The following is a 20955-nucleotide window of genomic DNA, read 5'->3' as shown; positions in this document are numbered from 1 at the left end:
TGACTTGCTCGGTGACGGCCAATACACAGTGATTCGACTGAAAGCGCTGGCGGCGAATACGGAGCCTCAGCCTTTGGTGCCATCGGTCAAGCTGACTTGGTCGGAACGATCTCAGCGTCGGCGATCCAGGGCTTAGCTCTTTTGTTGAGCTATAAATGTGGGCTGCCTGCCGCGGGTGGGCGTTAGTCGCGATGCTCTACGACGCATCAACGCAAACGGGGTTCCCGGAATTGGCTAATACAATTTCAACGGAATGCCACTAACAGTGCGCTCTCGATAGTCTTCACGCACCTCTCGGCAACAAGGCCCCGACATGGCGAAGCGACGACACACTTCGGGGCGGGCGTCATAGATAGCACAACACATGCGTGCCGGGTCGATGGCGACGCACCAACCTTCTTCGTCTCGTGCCATGACCGTAAGTCCACTGGACGTATGCGTCGTTAGATGATCCGGTATCCGATCCTCAGGTTGGACGACTACAGTCAATCGGCAGCAGACTGCATCGCAACTTGCGCACAATGATTTCTTCGAGGTGGTTGGGGTGTTCAGCGCCTAATCCATGTTGCGAGGGTAAGAGAGATTTCACTTGGCGGTAGCCTAGCAGCTGCGAGTATGAGTTCCCGGCGATGGCTCGCCGCTGATCTTGGTCTGCGATGCCTCAGCTTTGGACGATACTCAGCCGCTGGTTGCGCCTGCGCACGCGCTGGTGGCGCTGGCGCCGCGTCGCCGTCCACGCCGCGGTGCAAGTCGAAGGGCCGCTGCGGTCGCAGCTGTTCAGCGTCGAACAGATGGAACGGCATGGCGAGGCGTTGGCGCGCCAGCATCAGCTGCGCGCCCGTGCCGGACCAGAGCGGCTGCTGGCCCGGCTGGGGGAGAACGCGGGTCTATTGGATGACGCCTACTTGTTACTTACGCGGATGGTCCGCGACGATATGCGCGTCACGCCAGCCGCCGAATGGCTTCTGGACAATTACTACCTGATCGAAGAGCAAATTCGCACTGCGCGCCGGCATTTGCCCAAGGGCTATAGCCGCCAACTACCATGCCTGAGCCAGGGCACGTCGGTCGGACTACCTCGCGTCTACGATCTCTCGCTCGAAGCCATCGCGCACGGCGACGGCCGCGTCGATGGCGAAACACTCGGCCGCTTCGTCGCCGCCTATCAATCGGTCGCGCCTTTGAAACTAGGCGAGCTATGGGCAATCCCGATCATGCTCAGGCTGTCGTTGATCGAGAATTTGCGCCGCATGGCGGTGCGGGTGATGCGCGATGGCGCCGATCACCGGCTGGCGCGGGAGTGGGTGGGCCTGCTCGACAAGACCGCTGCGGAAAGCCCCAAGGACGTCGTTCTGATCGTCGCCGACATGGCGCGTTCGCAGCCGCCGTTGACCGGCGCGTTCGTGTCCGAACTCACCCGCGGCTTGCAAGCGCGCGGCTCGATGCTATCGATGCCGGTCGCGTGGCTGGAGCAATGGGTCGCCGATGGCGGCTACAGCATCGAGGCCTTGGTGCATCTGGAAAGCCAGCAGCAGGCGGCGGACCAGGTGTCCATCAGCAATAGCATCGGCAGTCTGCGCTTCCTGGCCAAGATGGATTGGCGCGAGTTCGTCGAAGACAGTAGTTGGATCGAGCGCCGCCTGCGCGAGGATCCGGCCGGCACTTACGCGCGCATGGACTTCGGCACCCGCGACAGCTACCGCCACGTGGTGGAAAAGCTGGCGCGGCTGGGCGGCGTCAGCGAACAGCAGGTGGCCGACATCGTGCTGCAGCTGGCGCAAACGGGCGCGCAGGCAAGGGCGGCCGACGACAATCTAGGGCACGTGGGCCACTACCTGGTCGACGAGGGATTGGCGCGGACTCGGGCCCAGGTCGCCGTCGCTGCGGGGCGGCCCCGGCCGAGCTTGTGCTGGCGTCCGGCGAGAATTCCGCTACCGGTCTATCTGATACCGATCGCCGCGATCGCCGGCTTGTTCGCCTGGGGCGTGCTGTCACAGTATGCAGCGACTGTCGTACCTGTGTGGTTGCTGGCGATCCTCGCGGCGATCGTGTTCAGCGAGCTCGGCATCGCCCTGGTCAACTGGGCCGCAACCTTGCTGGTGGCGCCGCGGCCCTTGCCGCGCATGGATTTCTCCAAGGGCGTTCCGGAGCATTCGCGCACCCTGGTGGCGGTGCCGTGCATGTTCGGCAGCGCGCAGGGCGTGGACAGCTTGGTCGAAGGCCTGGAAGTCCGCTTCCTGGCCAATCGCGACCGCCACATCCACTTCGCGCTGCTGAGCGATTTCCTCGATGCCGACCGCCAGGAACTGCCGAGCGACGACGCGCTGCTGGCGCGCGCCGCGCAACAGATTGAAGCGCTGAACGCGCGCTATGCCCCCGACAGCGGCGGCCTGTTCTTCCTGTTCCATCGCGCGCGCCAGTGGAACCCGCGCGAAGGCTGCTGGATGGGCCACGAGCGCAAGCGCGGCAAGCTGTCGACGCTGAACCGGCTGCTACGCAGCGGCCGCCACGACGAGTTCGCGCGCGTGGTCGGCGACACCGCGCCGCTGCGGCAGGTGCGCTACGTCATCACCCTGGACAGCGACACCCGCTTGCCACACGACGCCGCGCGCGCCTTCATCGGCACCATGGCGCATCCGCTCAACCGCCCGCACCTGGACGGCGGCCAGGGCCGGGTGGTGCGCGGCTACGGCATCCTGCAGCCCAGCGTCGGCACCATCCAGAGCGAGCGCCGCGCGACCCGGTACGCGCGCATGTTCGGCAACGAGCCGGGCATCGATCCATACACTCGCACCGTATCGGACGTGTATCAGGACCTGTTCGGCGAAGGCTCCTTCGTCGGCAAGGGCATCTACGACGTGGATGCGTTCGAAGCGGCGCTGGCGGACCGGCTTCCGGACAACCGCATCCTCAGCCACGACCTGTTGGAAGGCTGCTATGCCCGCGCTGGGCTGGCCAGCGACGTGCGCCTGTTCGAGGACTATCCCTCGCGCTACGCCGCCGATGCCAAGCGGCGCTACCGCTGGATACGCGGCGACTGGCAATTGGTGCCCTGGCTGCTGCCGTGGGTGCCGCGCGCGCAAGGCGGCTACGAACGCAATCCGCTGACTTGGCTCTCGCGCGGCAAGCTGCTGGACAACCTGCGCCGCAGCCTGGTGCCGCCGGCGGCGACCGCCTTGCTGCTGATCGGCTGGTTGGCATCGCCCAATCCGCTGGCCTGGACCGCCTGGCTGCTGTGCCTGTGGTTCCTGCCGGTGCTGCTGCCGGCGCTGCGCGATGTGTTGGCGGTGCCACCGGACGTGCCGCTGGAAACGCATGCGGTACGGGTTGGCAAAGCCGCCGTGCGCCAATTGCAACGCGCCGCGGTCGGCTTGGCCTGCCTGCCTTACGAAGCCGTTCTCAGCCTGGGCGCGATCTCGCGCACGCTGTGGCGGTTGACGGTCAGTCGCCGCCATCTGTTGCAATGGAATCCTTCCAGCGAAGTCGAGCGCAGCCTGGGCCGGGTTGCCGACGCCGAACTGCGCAGCATGTGGGCCGCGCCGGTGTTCGCGCTGGCGGTGGCGGCGCTGTTGGCCGCGCTGCGGCCGCAGTCGCTGTGGGTTGCGGCAGGCTTGCTGGGCCTGTGGCTGGTCTCGCCGGCGCTGATGGCGTGGCTCGGTCGGCCGCCGGCGCAGCGTGACGCGGATCTGTCCGCCGCGCAATTGGCCTTCCTCGGCCGGCTGGCGCGCCGCACCTGGAATTTCTTCGAAGTCCACGTGAGTGCGCAGGACCACTGGCTGCCGCCGGACAACGTGCAGGAACACCCCAGCCTGGTGGTGGCGCGGCGCACTTCACCGACCAACATCGGCCTGTCGCTGCTGGCCAATCTGTCGGCGCACGATTTCGGCTACGCGCAGACGGATGCGGTGATGGAACGCACCCACACGACCTTCACCACCCTGGACCAGCTGGCGCGCCATCGCGGGCATTTCCACAACTGGTACGACACCGAGACCTTGCAGCCGCTGCCGCCACGCTACATTTCGACGGTCGACAGCGGCAACCTCGCTGGGCATCTGCTGACCTTGCGCCAGGGCCTGCTCGGCCTCATCGACGCGCCGGTGCTAGCGCCGAGCACGTTCGCGGGTTTGGCCGACACCTTGGGCGTGCTCGAAGAAGTCCGCCGCGGCGCCAGCCGCGTCGACGACGCCCTGGACGAAGCGGTGAGCGAATTTCGCGCCGCGCTCGAGCCGGCATCGGCGCAATCGCCTGGCAGTGTGCGCGATGCGGGGCGAGTCTTGCGGAAACTGACCGAACGCGCCGACGCGGTGTCGGCGGCATGGCCGCAGGCCTCGTCCGCCGACGACGGCCGCTGGGCGGTCGCGCTGGTCGACGCCTGTCGGTCCGCGCTCGCCGAACTGCAGTTCTTCGCGCCCGATTCGGACGCGCGAGCCGAGGGTGCCGACGGCGCCGAGCCACCGATCCCCACGCTGCGCGAACTCGCGACGCGGCCCGCCAGCGCGCAGGTGCAGGCCAGGGCACGCGAACGCATCGAGCGGCTTGAACGCCTCGCGCACGTGGCCGGGCAGTTCTCGCTGATGGAGTACGAGTTCCTGTACGACCGCCCGCGCCGGCTGCTGTCGATCGGCTACAACGTTGACGAACACCGCCTGGACGCCGGTTATTACGATCTGCTGGCCTCGGAAGTGCGGCTGTGCAACTTCGTCGCCATCGCCCAGGGCCAGCTCCCGCAGGAGAGCTGGTTCGCGTTGGGCCGGCTACTGACCGAGGTCAACGGCGACGTTGCGCTGTTGTCGTGGAGTGGTTCGATGTTTGAGTACCTGATGCCGCAGCTGGTGATGCCCAGCTATCCGGACACGCTGCTCGACCAGACTTCGCGCCACGTGGTGGACGCGCAAATCGCCCACGGTGCCGAGCGCGCGGTGCCGTGGGGCGTATCCGAATCGGGCTACAACGCCGTCGATGTGCGCATGAACTATCAGTACCGCGCGTTCGGCATCCCCGGGCTGGGGCTCAAGCGCGGGCTCGACCAGGACCTGGTGATCGCGCCCTACGCCAGCATGCTGGCGTTGATGGTGGCGCCGGAAGCCGCTTGCCAGAACCTGCAACGGCTGACGGAAGCGGGTTTCGCCGGAGAATACGGCCTGTACGAGGCCATCGACTACACCGCCACGCGGGTGCCGCCCGGCCAGGACTGCGTAGTGGTGCGCTCGTTCATGGCCCATCACCAGGGCATGGGGCTGCTGGCGCTGGATCATCTGCTGCGCCAGCAACCCATGCAGCGGCGTTTCGTCGCTGATGCCGAGTTCCAGGCCACGCTGCTGCTATTGCAGGAGCGCATCCCGCATACCGGCGTGTTCCATCCGCACGAATCCGAAAGCACGGGCGCGCGCACCGCCAGCGCCGAGACCGAAACCCAGCTGCGCATCCTGCGCAACCCCAGCGCCGCGCGACCGTCGGTGCAACTGCTGTCCAACGGGCGCTACCACGGCCTGTTGACCAGCGCCGGCGGCGGCTACAGCCGGCACCAGGAGATGGCGGTGACGCGCTGGCGCGAAGACGCGACCCGCGACCACTGGGGCAGCTTCTGTTATTTGCGCGATGTCGCCAGCGGCGAGTTCTGGTCAGCCGCACTGCAGCCCACCTGCGTGCCGGTGGAGCACTACGAGGCGATCTTCTCCGACGCTAAGGCCGAGTTCCGTGGACGCAAGCGCGGCTACGACAGCCATATGGAAATCGCGATATCGGCCGAGGACGACATCGAGTTGCGCCGGCTTCGCCTGACCAACCGCAGCCGGCATGCGCGCACCATCGAAATCACCACCTACGCCGAAGTCGTATTGGCGCCGGCCATCGCCGACGAATTGCATCCGGCCTTCAGCAATCTGTTCGTGCAATCGCAGATCCTGCGGCAAAAGCAGGCGCTACTGTGCACGCGGCGGCCGCGCTCGCACGACGAGACGCCACCGTGGATGTTCCATCTGGTCGCCGTTCATGATGCCGAGATTGGCGCGATCTCCTACGAAACCGACCGCGCGCGCTTCCTCGGCCGCGGCAATACCCCGCGCGCGCCGCGCGCGCTGACCCTCGACGAAGCCTTGTCGGACACTGAAGGTTCGGTGCTGGACCCGATCGTCGCGATCCGCTGCCGGATTGAACTGGCGCCGGGACAGACCGCGATGATCGACATCATCCAGGGCGTGGCCGCGGACCGCGCCGCCTGCGAGGAACTGGTCGACAAATACCGCGACCGCCGCCTGGCCGACCGCGTATTCGACCTGGCCTGGACCCACAGCCAGGTAGTCCGCCGTCAGATCAACGCGTCCCAGGCCGATGCCCAGTTGTACGAGCGTCTGGCGGGCTTGATCGTGTACGCCAATCCCTTGCTGCGCGCCGATCCCGGCGTGCTGTTGCAGAACCAGCGCAGCCAGTCGGGCCTGTGGGGGCATGCGATCTCCGGCGACCTGCCGATCGTGCTGCTGCAGATCGCCGATGCCGACAATATCGAACTGGTGCGGCAGATGGTGCAGGCGCATGCGTACTGGCGGCTCAAGGGGCTGCGCGCCGATCTGGTGATCTGGAACGAGAGCACCGCCGGTTACCGGCAGCAGCTGCAGGACCAGATCTTGGGCATGGTCTCAGCCGATCCGGAGGCCAACATCCTCGAACGACCCGGCGGCATCTTCGTGCGGCCGGCGCAGCAGATCTCGCAGGAAGACCGCATGCTGTTGCAATCGGTGGCGCGGGTGATCGTCAGCGACCAGCGCGGCACCTTGGCCGCGCAGATCGGCCGCCATGTGCCGACTGAGCAGGTCCCGCCTGCGCTGGCGTTCGCCGGCGAAGCCGAGGCGGCGCCGGACCCACAGGACGCGACGGCGATGTGCGGCCTGCCGCCGCCGCGCGAGGATCGCGACGAAGACGATGCGTGGCCGTTCGGCGCGGTTGCCGACGAATTCGTGTTCGACAACGGTATCGGCGCCTTCTCCGCCGATGGCCGCGAGTATGTGATCGTCTCGCGCGAGGGCGCGCCAACGCCGGCGCCCTGGTCGAATGTGCTGGCCAACGCCAAGCTCGGCACCGTGGTCAGCGAGAGTTCGCCGGGCTACACCTGGTTCGAGAACGCGCACGAGTTCCGGCTCACGCCCTGGCACAACGACCCGGTCGCCGACGTCGGCGGCGAGGCGTTTTACCTGCGCGACGAAGACACCGGCCGGACGTGGTCGCCGATGCCGCTGCCGTGCCGGGGCCGCGGCAGCTACCGCACCCGCCACGGTTTCGGCTACACCGTTTACGAGCACGTCGAAGACGGCATCGCCAGCGAGCTGTGGGTGTATGTCGCGGTCGAGGATGCGGTGAAGTACTCGGTGCTCAAGCTACGCAACCTGTCCGGGCGCGCGCGGCGGCTGTCGGCGGTCGCCTACGTGGAATGGGTGCTGGGCGACCTGAGGGCGAAATCCCAGTTGCATGTGGTCAGCGAGCTGCACGTGGACAGCGGGGTGCTGACCGCGCGCAATCCCTACAATACCGAGTTCAACGGCTGCGTCGCCTTCTTCGACACCGACGCCGACGGTTACAGCTATACCGCCGACCGCACCGAATTCCTCGGGCGCAACGGCAGCCTCGGCGATCCTGCGGCCCTGCGCCGCGAACGCCTGTCGGGCCGTCTGGGCGCCGGACTGGACCCGTGCGCGGCGATTCAGGTGCCGATCGCCCTGGCCGATGGCGAGCAGGGTGAAACTGTGTTCCGCCTCGGCGCGGGCAGAAGCTACGCCGAAGCAACGGAACTGGCGGGCAGGGTGCGCGGCACGCTGCACGCGCACGATGCGCTCGATGCCGTGCGCATCCACTGGCACGGCCTGCTCTCGGCCGTGCAGGTGAAAACGCCGGATCCAAGCGTCGATGTGCTGGCCAACGGCTGGTTGCTGTATCAGACCCTGGCCTGCCGTTACCTGGCGCGTAGCGGCTATTACCAGTCCGGTGGCGCCTTCGGCTTCCGCGACCAGTTGCAGGACAGCATGGCGGCGGTGCATGCCGCTGCGGCTTTGAGCCGCGAACATCTGCTGCTATGCGCGGCGCATCAGTTCCCGCACGGCGACGTGCTGCACTGGTGGCATCCGCCGCAGGGCCGCGGTGTGCGCACGCGCTGTTCCGACGATTATCTGTGGTTGCCGATGGCGGCCTGCCGCTACTTGGAAGCGACTGGCGATGCCGGCGTGCTGGACGAGGGGGTGGGCTTCATCGAGGGGCGCCCGGTCAATCCGGACGAAGAGTCGTATTACGACTTGCCGGTCGCGTCCTATCTGCGGCAATCGTTCTACGAGCATTGCGCGCTGGCGGTGCGGCGCGGCTGCGACCTGCTGGGCGAACGCGGACTGCCGCTGATCGGCACTGGCGACTGGAACGACGGCATGAATCGGGTCGGCCACGCCGGGCGCGGCGAAAGCGTCTGGCTGGGTTTCTTCCTGTTCGATGTCTTGCAGCGTTTCGGCGAAGTGGCGCGCTCGCGCGGCGACGACGACTTCGCGCAATACTGCCGAACCCATGCGCAGCGCCTGCGCGAGAACATCGAAGCCCATGCCTGGGACGGGCAGTGGTACCGCCGCGCTTGGTTCGACGACGGGACCCCATTGGGCTCGTCGGCGAACGGCGAGTGCCGGATCGACTCGATCTCGCAGAGCTGGTCGGTGCTGTCCGGCGCGGCCAATCCGGCGCGGGCCTGGCAGGCGATGGACTCGCTCGACCGCCATCTGGTTCGGCGCGATGCGGGCCTGGTGCAACTGCTCGATCCGCCGTTCGACCGCCTCGACCAGAATCCCGGCTACATCCGCGGCTACGTGCCCGGCGTGCGCGAGAACGGCGGGCAGTACACGCATGCCGCGGTGTGGGCGGCGATGGCCTTCGCCGAGCAGGGCGACACCGCGCGCGCCTGGGAACTGGCGCGCATGATCAATCCCATCGGTCATGCGTTGAATGCCGAGGACACCGCGCGCTACAAGGTGGAGCCCTATGTACTGGCCGCCGACGTATACGCCGTGGCGCCGCATGTAGGGCGCGGCGGCTGGACCTGGTACACCGGCTCGGCGGGCTGGATGTACCGTTTGCTGACCGAATCGTTGCTCGGCCTGCAGCGCAGCGGCGGCCGCCTGCGCCTGCGGCCCTGTCTGCCCGCCGATTGGCCCGAGTACCGGATGCTATACCGCTACGGCGCCAGCTTGTATTCGATCCTGGTGCGTCAGGACGGGGCGGCAAACAAGAGCTTGACCCTGGACGGCGTGGAACAGCCGGGGTTCGAATTCGCGCTGGTCGACGATGGCGGCGTCCATCGGGTCGAGGCGCATTGGCCGGGCGCGCCGGCGTGATGACGACGGCGCAACTGGACGCAAGGCTTGATCGTCTGGCGCGGATGCTGCCGCACTGGCTCGAGAACGCGCGGCATCGCGTGCAGTTCTGGCCTCAGTTTCATGCTTTAGCCATGGACATCCTGACGCAGGCCGACGATGGTGACCGCGTGCATGTCTTGCACCGTCTAGACGCGATGCTTCTGGCTAACGGCGTACTCAGGAGGAACGCCGAGTGCAACGAACGAGTGCCGCCGTGCTTGCTATAGACATCAGGTGCGTGCGCTCAATGATCAATAAGCACAGAGCACGAACGACAAGCCTAAGACCGCAGTAGGACTCTACTGCGACTCAGCGTTTAGCCTATCGATGCCAAATGATGGTGGCTACCTAAGACCTGTGTACGATCGTCTCGTCGCATCGAGTGCCCGGAAATTTGCGCAATTTAAGAGCCGCGGTGGCATTTGCCGCCAGTATATGGGGCTGTGCACAGGCGTTTCGAATGCATGTGTTTCCGCTTTACGAGCAGGAATGCTGGGGCAACGATTTTGGTGGAAAAGTTGATGGGGCCATAGTTCTTGCCGCCGGTTTGGCTGCGCGGTGCATACCAATCTTGCGACTGCGAACTTCGTGAGTCACCACATTTAGACTTCGCTCTGACCATGCTTCTCGGCTTTGTTCCAGATGTGCTTGAGCTCTGGGGGATCTGCACGCTTTCAGCAGTTCAGCGGCGAGCCGTCTTGCGGCGGCGCTGACAGCCACCGTTTGGGCGGGCTCGGCTTGCAATGCGGTCGTCACGCTCACCTAACTCCAATAAGAGGATAGTCATAGAGCTGCGGTGCAATGCCGCAATGGCTACTCAAGCCGCGTCGCGCTTTCACCCAGTCTCCGCATTGAGCTCGCGCCTCTGGCAATCAGGGGCTATTGGCTACGGCCATCTCGGATTTGCACCAGCAGGTCCAGCTTAGGAAATTCTCATGAACGCGAATCAAGACTCCAGCCGCCCGGCGCTCAATCTTGCGGATACAGCCGCTACCAACGGTACCTTCAACATCTTCCTGCAGGCCGTCGACAAGGCCGGATTGAAGGAAGTGTTGAGTGGAGTTGGCCCCCACACCGTCCTCGCTCCCACCGATGCGGCATTCGACAAGCTGCCGGTCGGTAGGCTGGACGAGTTGTATCAGCCGGATAACCAAGCGGAACTGGCGGACATCATCAACTACCACGTAATCAGGGGACGCCGTACTTCGTCGGAACTGGGCAAGTGGTCGACGGCGCGGACAGCCCATGGCCAGGAGGCCCCCATCAGTCGAGATGGCGGGAAGGTGACGATCGACGGCGCCAACATCACCATGCAGGATATGGATTCGACTAACGGCATCCTCCATGGTATCGACAAGGTCAATATCCCGGACTCCAAGTCCAACGCATCGATCTAGGTGCGCGGAGTGGCGACGACATCATTGTCGCCGCCACGCGAGCCTGGTTTACAAAAAAGCCGGTGGGCCGAAACAGTCCATATTGGTTGCATCTTCGGTGGCAACGCTCATGAAGACGCACTTCATCCAGCCGCTAGAAGGAGGCGCGCGCACCGACGCCGAAGCGCGAGTCGCTCAAGCGGAGGCCGCCGAGCAAGTAGCGGAGAACGAGGGTTGGCCTTCTGTAGAATCTTGTCAGCCCGATTTGCCTGCGTCGGCCACTCCGTGGCGATAGCGCTGTTAACGCGAGTTTGAGGCGGAGAATAGTGCCAAATGAATGCTATTACAGTAATTTCATTGGTAGGCTTTGTCCTGGCTCTTTCCGCTGAATCAGTGATTCAATTTCGATTCTGGCGGATGATGCAGGACAATCACCCGGCCCAGCTGAAACACTTCAACGAAAGCTTAGGGAATGGATCTGGATACAGGGCGGCGAGGGTGGCCATGTTGTATTTACGAGACCGAAGCTTCCGGCTTAGCTTGAATGGCGCCGGGTCGGGCTATTGCAACGACAATCGGAGGTCGATGATCTTCTCCTACTGGGCCACAGCCATTACGGGGTGCATACTCCTCGTTGCACTGATCGTGTACGGCTGGTAGAGCACCGAATCGCACAAACTGCTGTGGGCCGCCGCCGCCCCCTTTTTTTGTGCATGCCGCTTTATGTAAGCAGCATGCATCAGAAAGACCCGATGTAGATCGAGATCCGCAATCACAGGGCGTCCGCCGCACTAAGTCCAGCAGTGGCGGCGCTGGGTTCAGCGGTTATAGAGCAGTCCCACCGAATGATTAATCCGCGCGAACGTCGGTGAGGTCTCCTTGCATGCCGTATCAGGTCCAGCAGATGGGAGCGCAGCCCGCGCGGTACGCGCGCGACTAGCACGGCCCAATGGCGCTCGAAGTTGGACGCGCGCTCGGCGTCGTGGGCGTCCAAGGTCTCACCGACCTCGAGGACGTCGAGCAGGGCGCCGGTGCGCGCCTTGGCGCGGCGGATCGAGAGGGGGCATGCGGACGGCTCAGGCGTGTGGGATGCGCGGTGACTGGGCATCGAGCGCGGCCGGCGGGGGCGTTGTGGCCTTGGGGACCGGTCCAGCTCGGCCAGGCCGGTGGGACGACCGCGGCGGTAGGGCCGCGGGACGGCCCGGTGTAGGCCAAGCGCGCGTCGACGGACGTGGCCGCAACATTGCGGCCTCAGGATGCGGACATGCCCATCGCTGAAGGGCCGTGTGTAGGGCGCAATGATTGGAGTCGCACTGTGGCGCTTAGACTGCGACCGTTAACGCACGACGTCCGCGCAAACGTCGCCTTCGGTGAGGTAAGAAAAAACCTTATACGCACGGGTAAAGACGGCCACCTTGCAGGAATGCTCCACGCCGCTCTTGCTGCGATAACCCTTCTCGTAGGTCAGTCGCGATTCGCCCTGCATAATGTCGGTGGTGGCTGACGGGGAGCCCCAATGGGCGCGGAACTCGGCCTCGGTACGGCCAACCCAAGCTTCGAGCAGCGCCGCGCCGGCTTGACGACTGCGCGAACTATCGGCCTTTGCGCCGGCGTGGATGCGCGCATAGTCGTAGTCGAAATATGCACGCCCGGAGCAATTTGGCGACGACACCAAGCAACCGGCGCCGTTCGCCGCGGCACACTGGGTCAGCGCGTCCACCCGCGCTGCTTCCGGATAGGGGCTTTCAGCCACGAACGGCGCGCCGCCTTTCTTCGGCCACGCCGCCACCAGACAGCTGTTGCTGTGCGCGGCGATCAGTTTGCACGCCGGCCCGGTGCAGCGCTCTTTTGCGGATTTCTCTGCATCGGCCTGCGACAGTGCATTCGCCGCCGAATACACGATCTTACCGTTGCCGGCCAGCGCGCCGAAGTACTGTCGATCATCGCCAGCAATTTCGAACAAATGCGTACGCTGCTGCGTGCTCATGCCGCCGGTTTGAAGCAAGCCGCCCGCGACGCCCGAGCACAGCGGCTCGCCGCGCAGATTGCAGATCTTGTCAGGGCTTTTGGCATTGCAACCGCTCAGCGCGCCGCGACTGGCGGCGATCTCGTCTTGGCCCACCGCGCTGGCGAACTGCGTGTCGGCATTGAATGCCAGCGCGATGCAGGCGTTGTTCGCGCTCGCCATCAGCGTGCAGCCTTGCCCACCCTGATCGGCGCACTGCTTCAGGGCCGCGCTTTCGGCTTTGCGTTGATTCCCAAGATCGCCGGCGAGGCCAACCTGCGCCAGTCCCGGCGACGCTGCGACAGCGCCCCAACCCTTGCGCGCTTGGGCGCCGGCCTTGGCCTGCATCAATTCCATCGGACTGTCCGGAGGCGGTAACGGCTGATTCTGCGCCGTGGCTTGCATTGCTTGCTGATAGGGGACGACCACGTTCTGCACGAAATTCTGCATGCACTGCTGCTGTTGTTGGCCGCCGGACACCGAGCATTGCGCGCTCGCCTGGACGCTCCAGCCTAGAAAGAGCAAGGCCGGCAGAAGGATTTTTCTCATCGAGTTCATGGGAAGGCCTTTGGGTGGGATAGTTCCATTTATGGTCACGAGCGATTTTCCTGATTGCATCGTCAAGAAAATCGCATGCATCTCGCCATGAACTACGGCATAAGTGATGCGATAACACGCCCGTGCCACTCTGGGTAGGCGCTCTTACCTTCTTAGCTGGAGGTAGGAAATATGGCGAATATACAGAACGTCTGCTATCCGCGCAGCCCTCTGTGCTTAGGCTTCAACTGCGTGACCTGCTCGGCTCATAGTAGCGGCGGATAGATCGCCCATCGCTGCGCCGCCACCTAGACCGCGGCTTCGCCGCATTTGGCGATAGCTCGGAGGCATTGCTCAGCGAATCCGGGGTAATTCCATCAAGAGATGGAGACGCGCGAACGTTGGCGAGGTGTCCCGCGCGTCCCGTTCCACCTGCAGCAGCTGAGCATGCAACCCTGGCGGCGCCCGGGCCACCAGCGCGGCCCAGTGGCGCTCGAATTTGAACGCGCGCTCGGCGTCGTGGGCGTCCCAGGTCTCCGACCTCGACGACGTAAGTAGAGCGGCGGCGCGCGCTTTGGCGCGGCGGACCGAGAGCGGCATCGCGGCGAGCTCAGGGCTGGGGGCTGGGGGCCGCGGGGCGACCGGGCGCGCGTCGCGGCCGGTGGCGGCGGGGCAGCCTCCGCGTGCAGGCGGTCCAGCGCGGCCAGGCCGGCGGGGCGGTCGCGGCGGTAGGGGCGCGGCGTCGGCCAGGCGCACCTCAACCGCGGCCGCGCGCAGGGTCCGCAGCAAGGCGAGGGCGGTGTCGATTCGGGCGAAGCGACGACGAACGCTGCTGCGCTCGGCGGTCAGCACGGCATCGCGCAGGGCTCACTGCACCCACAGAATGTAGCCGTCGAAGCGGCTAGGCAAGATGTAGCCGCGCACGGCGCCGGCAGTTCGATCAGGATGGCCTGGGACAGCGCTTTCATCGTCGCGGGTCCCGACACTCGGCGGTTTGGGAGACGCTACTTCCGACTCTGGCCGCCGGTCGCCGGCTCGGCGAATGCGGGGTGGCTAACGTGGCGGCTGTTGTCGCCGCCGACCTCGTCGGCCACGGGCATTGCCGATTCCTGTGGCTCGACCCCGCCAAAATCCACCCCGTGCTGGCAGGGCGGTAGCCTGCATCGTGCGACTCGGCCCCTTCGTTTCGTCCCTTTTGTTCGGCAATCGGGCGACTACGACGCTCTCAAGGAGTACTTGCTGCAGCGATGAGAACGTCGTGGAAACACAGCTCCTTCGGCGTAGTCGCGTTGATGCTTGCGTAGGCTAGCGGGGTGAGATGCGCGAGTACCATCTTCTATCTACGGCGAGAGCCCTTTTCCGCCGCAATGTTCATACAAGCTTCGTTTCATACAGTGCGGCGTATCCTCCGCGCCCCGTCGCGACGAAGAAGTGCGACCATGAGTGCCGGACATTTGATCGAACTCGGGAACGACATCACTCAGTTGTTGAGGCGCGCTCATCGTTCCGACTGTCGTCGCTTCGCTCATGGCGCGATCGCTCTGTGTGGCGAGCCCGATTTGGGGCTCAACTTCGTCGTGCTTCGCTCGGGCGCCACGCCCGACGAGCTATCGCAAATCATGGATATCGTTCTCGCCCCGTCGATCAGGGTCCTGGTTGTCGTTGAAGAAGACGCGGTGGATGTGCTGGGCTACCTAGCTAAGATTAAGATCTTTTCGACCGGAAGGCTGCCTCTTATGGAGCGCCGCGCTACGCCCGTTAAACATCCATTGGCAACTGAGGTGCGCATCGCTTCATATGAAGAGTGGCCCGCGCTAGCGCCACTAATTGCTGCTTCGTTCGTGCTGAATTCGGCATCGTGTGATTCGGCATTTCCTCCAACGCTCGCGGCGGAGGAGGGGGTCGAGCCGTGGGTATTCGAGCGCTTCGGCAAATTGCTGTCCTGCGCGGTGTTCGTTCGCGACGGCGATCGGGCCGGTCTATATGCGATGGCAACGCATCCGGCGTGGCAGCGTCAGGGTATCGGTCGCGCGTTGCTCAACGCCGCGATGCAGAGCCTTACGCTACGCGGCGTTCAAAGATTCACCGTGGCATCAACACAAAAGGGGCTGCCTTCATATCTGAGCGAGAAGTTCGCGATCGTCGCTAGGCCCCATGTCTTGGCTATTGATTCCAGGAGTCCCATGACTCAAATCCGCCATGGCCGCTATTTCCGCTGATCAGGCCGATGAGCCGGCTGCGACATCGGCTCGATCAAGTCGGCGACGGTGGTCTCGCGTCAAAAATGTATTGCAGACCGGCCAAAACGCGCAGAGGCGGTGCCGACAAGGTTTGCGTTGGCCGGCTACAGGCGATAGACGCGGCTCATCGGATGCAGAATCGCCAGCAGCGCTGCCCGTACATAGACTCCGATGATGACTACAGCGGGCAAGGTTCCGGAGAGGTTAAACAACGACATCGATGGCGTGGTGAATTCTACAAGGATAAGCAGAAGGCAGCCGGCCACGGCGGACAGCGCGGCGGCGGCAGAAATTAGCCAGGAGGCGAACAAGAGCAAGGAAATTCGTCCGTTCTGGCTGATGAGCCGATTCACGATCAATCCGCCCAGGTCTGCCAGTACTTGTTGGCTGAGCCAGAGAAGCAGGCAAGACATGACGGTCCATAGAGCGATCAATGCGGCTTGGCCCCAAGTCGGCGACACAAACTCATTTGCTGCCTCTGTGCCGTGATTGGATTGAAGCGATTCGGCGAACGAAAAGATTCCGATGCTGGTCGCTGGAGCGAGCGGCTTGTTGTCGATCAAGGGATTGCTATCGCGTGCCGTGTCGGTAGCCAGTAGGAAACGCTCAATATTCTCAATCTCCGCTACGTTAAGTTGATTGATGGGCAGGAGGGGCGTCGAGGCGGCCGGCGAAGGGATGGCGCCGCAAAGAGCCAGAAGTAAGCCGCAGATGTGCTTCATGCGATCGCCTTGATAGTCGGTGGTGCGGCAAGTTCGATCCCGCGCGAGATCGAAGACGCCTTGGCCAGCGACTGTGGGGGAAGAATGGATGTGAAGTGTGGGATAGGTAGCCGGGGAACCTGATCGGTGCGACACGCTGGTGCTTGCAAGATCTAGACCGGATCGTTCGAACGACTTGGCCGGATGCATAGCCTGATTCATCCTTCCTCGTGGGTGCGGCCGGCCACGGCGCACTGACGATACGAACATCGGTGTTTCTAGGCTCAAGCTCGCACGCCGTGCGATGCGGCGGCGCAGTGACCGATCAGGCAGGGGCTTCGGATTCTTTTTTGGCATGGCCGGCTCCGACGACTTACCGCGACGCCCAAGCCGTCCTAAGCATGACAACTGGCGTCCGGCGTGTTTTTTGGAGTGGCGTACTTACCGGTTTAACCGCCACCGTGTAATGGTATGGGGTCGCGACCACCCATACATTGCGTAGAGGCAAGCATTGTTAAGCAGGGCGTCGTGTTCGATCCAGTTGAGGCTGGTCAAGCGTTGATAGTGATAAATCCCGGTTCTGCGGTATCCCCGTGAACATAAGATGCACGCTGAGTTTTGTGCCGCCCACCTCTCAGAACTATTGTTCATGATCACCGCAGCCGCAAAGCATGCTGGTCTATTCGGCCGCTTCGGCGTGATGGAAGTGCTGACGTGATAGCACGCCGTGCGAGAGGGTGGTTGCCTTTGTCTGTAGCGGATTAATCGGCGTTAGCTTCGGCTCCCTGCCCGCATGCCGTGCCCCACGATTGGACACAGTGGAGGCATTAGTTTGCTGAATGCCATACAAAAACGCACTGATAACTACAGGTTCGCGCAATGTCCGCATGGTGTACTTCAGCCACCAACCACTGGACGCGTAGGAGCGGAACAATGATTCTGAAGACAGGGCGCATGGCCCTGCTGTGTGCATCGGCGCTATTGCTGATGCTGATGGCGTACGCGGGCGGCGTATGTGCTCAAGGACAGGACGGGTACTGGGAACGTCAACGCGATGAGGATGAGGACGCCAGGCGCGCTGCGGCGGCTGTAGTAGGTGTTGCCGTAACCGCGGGCGTGATCGCCGAAGCGGCGAAGCAGGATGAGTGGGAACGTCGCGAGCGGGAGCGCCGCGAGCGGGATGATGCCAAGAAAGTCGCGGCGGGCGCGGTAGGCATCGCCGTGGTGGCAGGCGTGATCGCCGCCTCAGCCAAACGGGAACGCGAAAACCGCGAGCGTGCCGACTACTGCGCAAGCCGCTACGGGAATTACGACCGCCGCAACGACACCTATCGCGGTTCGGACGGCTATACCTACAACTGCCGCTGACCTAGCCAGCTCATTTAGGGAAACTCATCCCATGAACAAGAAGATTATTCTGGTTGCCCTGTGCGCCGCGCCGCTGCTGGCTCTCGCCGTCAGTTCCGACCCTAAAAAGGCCTATATCGATTTCACCTTCGTTGCGATGGACAGTAACGGTGATGGCCTTATCGACAAGCCCGAGTACGCGAAGTACCAGCAGGCGCGCTTCAGCAAGCAGGCAGATTCTATCGACGCTGCGTTCAAAGAAATGGACAAGGATAAAGACGGAAAAATAAACGAGGATGAGGCGAAGGTGGTGCCTGAGATTGCAAAGTACTTCGCGGGTCTGGACACCGATGGTGATGGATTTCTGTCGCTGAAAGAAATGCAGCAAGCAATGGTCGCTGCGCAAACAGCCGATGCCGCGAAGAACTGAGCAACTCGCCTCGGTCCCCGGCGCATAGCTCTAACAAGGGAGTCCGATTAGATCAAGTAAGTGACCACCTCATCTCTTGCTCCGATCCCGCCGTTGACTTAGGACCACGATACGGAGGATGGGCGGTCATCATCGCGGAGTCTAATGGACCAAGAAGGCGCAGGAAGAAAGAGACGACTGGACTGCCAGCTATGGGGCAGCTTCTAACCCCCCAAGCACTAGAGGGTTCTTGATCGCTGCGACCAGTTGGCCTTTGTAATCGGCCGTTTTATGATGGTGTCAAATGATCGGTCGACTGGGGGCGCTAGGGTTTCGTAGGCCCACGGTTGATGTTCACACCAATAGCGGAACGGCACTCGTGTCTGCGCGCAGGATTCGCCTGCGCGCAGCACTCAAGGCCAAGCTAAGCGCGCCTTCAAGATATAAGTGCTTCATGTTGTGCGTGGCGTTCAATTGGCACCTGGGATCCAGAGCGTCGTGGGGATGCCACGATTTCTTGGCCGCCTGATCTTCAGGCAAGGCTTAATCGCCCAGGTTTGTTAGACGCTCGTCAGTCGGTTAGTACGAACGGCTCTGCGTCAACGCCCTACATCAGCGAGACCGGATCGAGGTTGAGCCCTACAGCCGCATGGGGCGCCGTCCCCCCACGTCCTGATGACTAAGGGGCCGTGCTCAGCGAGCCCGGGGAAGTCCCTGCGAGCGATGGAGCCGCGAGAACGTTGGTGGGGTATGCCGCGCTGCCGTTCCAGCTGCTGCAGATGGGCGCGCAGCCGACGCGGCGCACGGACAACCAACGCGGCCCAATGACCCTCGAAGTTGAAGACGCGCTTGGCGTCGACTCCGTCCCAGGTCTCGCCGAACTCGAGGGCGTCGAGTAGGGCGGCGGCGCGCGCCTTGGCGCGGCAGATCGGCAGGGGCATGTGGGCGGCTCAGGTAGGAATCGCGCGGCGGCCGGGCGTGCGGCGCGGCCGGCGGAGGGGCGGCCTTGGCCAAGCGCACTTCGAGCGCGCACACGCGCGCGATGCGCGGCAAGGTAGGCGGTGTAAGCGGCGTTATCGACGGTGAACGTGCTCGGCGCAAAACTGATACCAGAATCCTCCGGCGTAGCCGGAGGATTTCCCTAGACATTAATCTCAGGGCAACCGGATCGGGCCGAAATCTAAATTAATAAAGGTTTCTACGTGCCCTTCGATGACAACATGAAATCCATCGGAGAAGTCGAGGGTGAACTTCGTGTGCACCTTTACAGGGCCTACCTTAATATCCTCTGTTCTCGATAGCACCCCGTCCTTGAACCGAATTACGACCTTGTCGGGTTCATAGCTTAAAGCTGTAAAGGTAGCTGTCAGGACGTACTCACCATCACTAGGATTGGTCACCTTCACATGCAACGATGTTTTTAACGGTAAGTCTATGTCGAAGTCTAAAGGAAACACGGATTTACCGGTCGATGAATTAGGCGTCGCATCAGAAACTTCGGCCTGAATCTGGGCCGGAATTGAAAGCGTGCCTTTTTCGCGGCGATATTGATCTACGAGTGCTTTTGCAAAAACATCCTCGACCTCTGCGCCTCTCGGGAAATCAGAGTATTCCTCGCGATATTTTTCAATCGCGCCAGTAGAAACGAACCGGGCAAAATCCAATATCGAGTCATTCGAAACGGAGCGATCATCCATTTTGATCTCCAGGCCTTGGGGTTGAGGTTGCGCGCCATCTTGGCCAATCTTTGTGCGCATAGTGATGATATAGCGCGCGTTTATTCAAAGAAGGGCTTCCGATCACATCAAAAGGTGGTAAACACGCGCCTTCAGATCTATGGCGCTATCCATATACTTCCGAGAAAAGAGAATAGTAGTCGCGCACGCGTGATAACTTGCCCGGCATGTCAAGCTTTTCAGGTGCCTGTAAAAATCTTCCACGCGCGCAACATCTTCAGGCGATGGCCCTGTTTCGAGGTCAGGCTCACAGTGCAGTGGGTACTATTTCCCTATCCGACAATCGTATTTCCTTGCACTGAATCGTCCGGGGTTCCATAACTATTCCGCGGGCCGTAAAACGGTGACTCCATTTCGACGTCTAATTCGTCTGGGATGGCGCGTCGCGCGGAGTCGCAGCTTCGCGCCGTCTGACGATGGTTAGTGCGGTGTTCATCGATTGGGCAGCCCCATCGAACGAAGGAGTCGCCCGAACGTCGGTGAGGTGTCCCTTGCCTGCCGTCCCAGGTCCAGCAGATGACCGCGCAACCCGCGCGGCGCCTGGGCCACCAGCACAGCCCAGTGGCGGTCGAAATTGAAGGCACGCTCGGCGTCGGAAACGTCCCAGGTTTCACCCACTTCGAGGGCATCGAGCAGGGCGGCGGCGCGGGCCTTGGCGCGGCGGATCGACAGGGACATCACGGCGGCTCAGGGCTGAGGGCCGCGGAGCGACCTGGCGCGCGGTGGGGGCGGAGCGGCCTCGGCGTGCAGGCGGTCCAGCGCGGCCAGGCCGGCGGGGCGCCCGCGGCGGTAGGGGCGCGCGGGCGGCGCGGCGTCGGCCAGGCGCACCTCGACCGCGGCCGCACGCAGGGTCCGCAGCAGGGCGAGGGCGGTGTCGATGCGGGCGAAGCGGCGGGCGCCGCCGCGTTTGGCGGTCAAGACGGCCTCGTGCAGGCCGTACTGCACCGACAGGACGTAGCCGTCGGTGCGGCCGTGCAGGATATAACCGCGCACAGCGCCGGCGTGGGCGAGTTCGATTAGCGTGGCCTGGGACAGCGCTTTCATCGCCGCGGGCGCCCGACACGATGGGATTCGGGAGACGCTACGCCCGGCTCTGGCCGCAGGCAAGCATGGTCTCGGGGGGGGCGTGGGCGGACATAACGTCAGACTCCGCGCACAGGCGCCGGCGGCGCCCGCGCCGCGCAACCCGGGGCCGGCACCGCGCGATCGCCGATCCACGCACCC

11 protein-coding genes are annotated in these 20955 nt (G+C 63.6%); 5 read left to right on the top strand and 6 right to left on the bottom strand.

All coding sequences use genetic code 11. The annotated features are described in order from the left end of the window. Positions 1-234 precede the first annotated feature (234 nt). Positions 235-552, bottom strand: a complete 318-nt coding sequence (locus RDV84_RS04570; protein WP_078995460.1) for a YkgJ family cysteine cluster protein — start codon at positions 550-552, stop codon at positions 235-237. 104 nt (positions 553-656) lie between these two features. Between RDV84_RS04570 and RDV84_RS04565 the strand changes: the two genes are divergently transcribed. Continuing rightward, the gene (locus RDV84_RS04565; RefSeq protein WP_425606312.1) at positions 657-9359 is read left to right on the top strand and encodes a glycoside hydrolase family 94 protein; all 8703 of its coding nucleotides are present in this window, start codon (positions 657-659) and stop codon (positions 9357-9359) included. Between the two features lie 956 nt (positions 9360-10315). Then, positions 10316-10777, top strand: a complete 462-nt coding sequence (locus RDV84_RS04560) for a fasciclin domain-containing protein (protein WP_057948726.1) — start codon at positions 10316-10318, stop codon at positions 10775-10777. Positions 10778-12092: 1315 nt separating this feature from the next. Here RDV84_RS04560 and RDV84_RS04555 read toward each other — a convergent pair. Continuing rightward, entirely contained in the window at positions 12093-13319 is a 1227-nt protein-coding gene (locus tag RDV84_RS04555) for a DUF4189 domain-containing protein (protein WP_158229740.1), read from the bottom strand. Between the two features lie 1418 nt (positions 13320-14737). Between RDV84_RS04555 and RDV84_RS04550 the strand changes: the two genes are divergently transcribed. Then, complete coding sequence (locus tag RDV84_RS04550) at positions 14738-15517, top strand: GNAT family N-acetyltransferase (protein WP_309152620.1); 780 nt, start codon at positions 14738-14740, stop codon at positions 15515-15517. A 125-nt stretch (positions 15518-15642) separates the two neighbouring features. Here the strand turns inward: RDV84_RS04550 and RDV84_RS04545 are convergent, their stop codons facing one another. After that, positions 15643-16461 carry a hypothetical protein gene (locus RDV84_RS04545; protein WP_309152619.1) on the bottom strand — a complete coding sequence of 273 codons (819 nt, stop codon included), beginning with the start codon at positions 16459-16461 and terminating at the stop codon, positions 15643-15645. A gap of 711 nt (positions 16462-17172) precedes the next feature. Here RDV84_RS04545 and RDV84_RS04540 point away from each other — a divergent pair. Next, positions 17173-17607 (top strand): hypothetical protein, encoded by a 435-nt coding sequence (locus RDV84_RS04540; protein ID WP_057948722.1) that lies wholly within the window; start codon positions 17173-17175, stop codon positions 17605-17607. Positions 17608-17638: 31 nt separating this feature from the next. Next, positions 17639-18016 carry an EF-hand domain-containing protein gene (locus RDV84_RS04535; protein WP_057948721.1) on the top strand — a complete coding sequence of 126 codons (378 nt, stop codon included), beginning with the start codon at positions 17639-17641 and terminating at the stop codon, positions 18014-18016. A 1133-nt stretch (positions 18017-19149) separates the two neighbouring features. Here the strand turns inward: RDV84_RS04535 and RDV84_RS04530 are convergent. From RDV84_RS04530 to RDV84_RS04520, 3 genes are all read right to left on the bottom strand, one after another. Next, complete coding sequence (locus tag RDV84_RS04530) at positions 19150-19692, bottom strand: hypothetical protein (protein ID WP_139381727.1); 543 nt, start codon at positions 19690-19692, stop codon at positions 19150-19152. Positions 19693-20163: 471 nt separating this feature from the next. Further along, complete coding sequence (locus tag RDV84_RS04525; protein WP_057948720.1) at positions 20164-20409, bottom strand: hypothetical protein; 246 nt, start codon at positions 20407-20409, stop codon at positions 20164-20166. A gap of 9 nt (positions 20410-20418) precedes the next feature. Beyond that, positions 20419-20775, bottom strand: a complete 357-nt coding sequence (locus tag RDV84_RS04520) for a hypothetical protein (RefSeq protein ID WP_057948719.1) — start codon at positions 20773-20775, stop codon at positions 20419-20421. Positions 20776-20955: the final 180 nt, after the last annotated feature.

This window comes from Lysobacter yananisis, assembly GCF_031199375.1.
GTDB lineage: Bacteria > Pseudomonadota > Gammaproteobacteria > Xanthomonadales > Xanthomonadaceae > Lysobacter > Lysobacter yananisis.
Note: the sequence above shows the minus strand (reverse complement) of the source record. Positions and strands in the feature narration are given on the sequence as shown.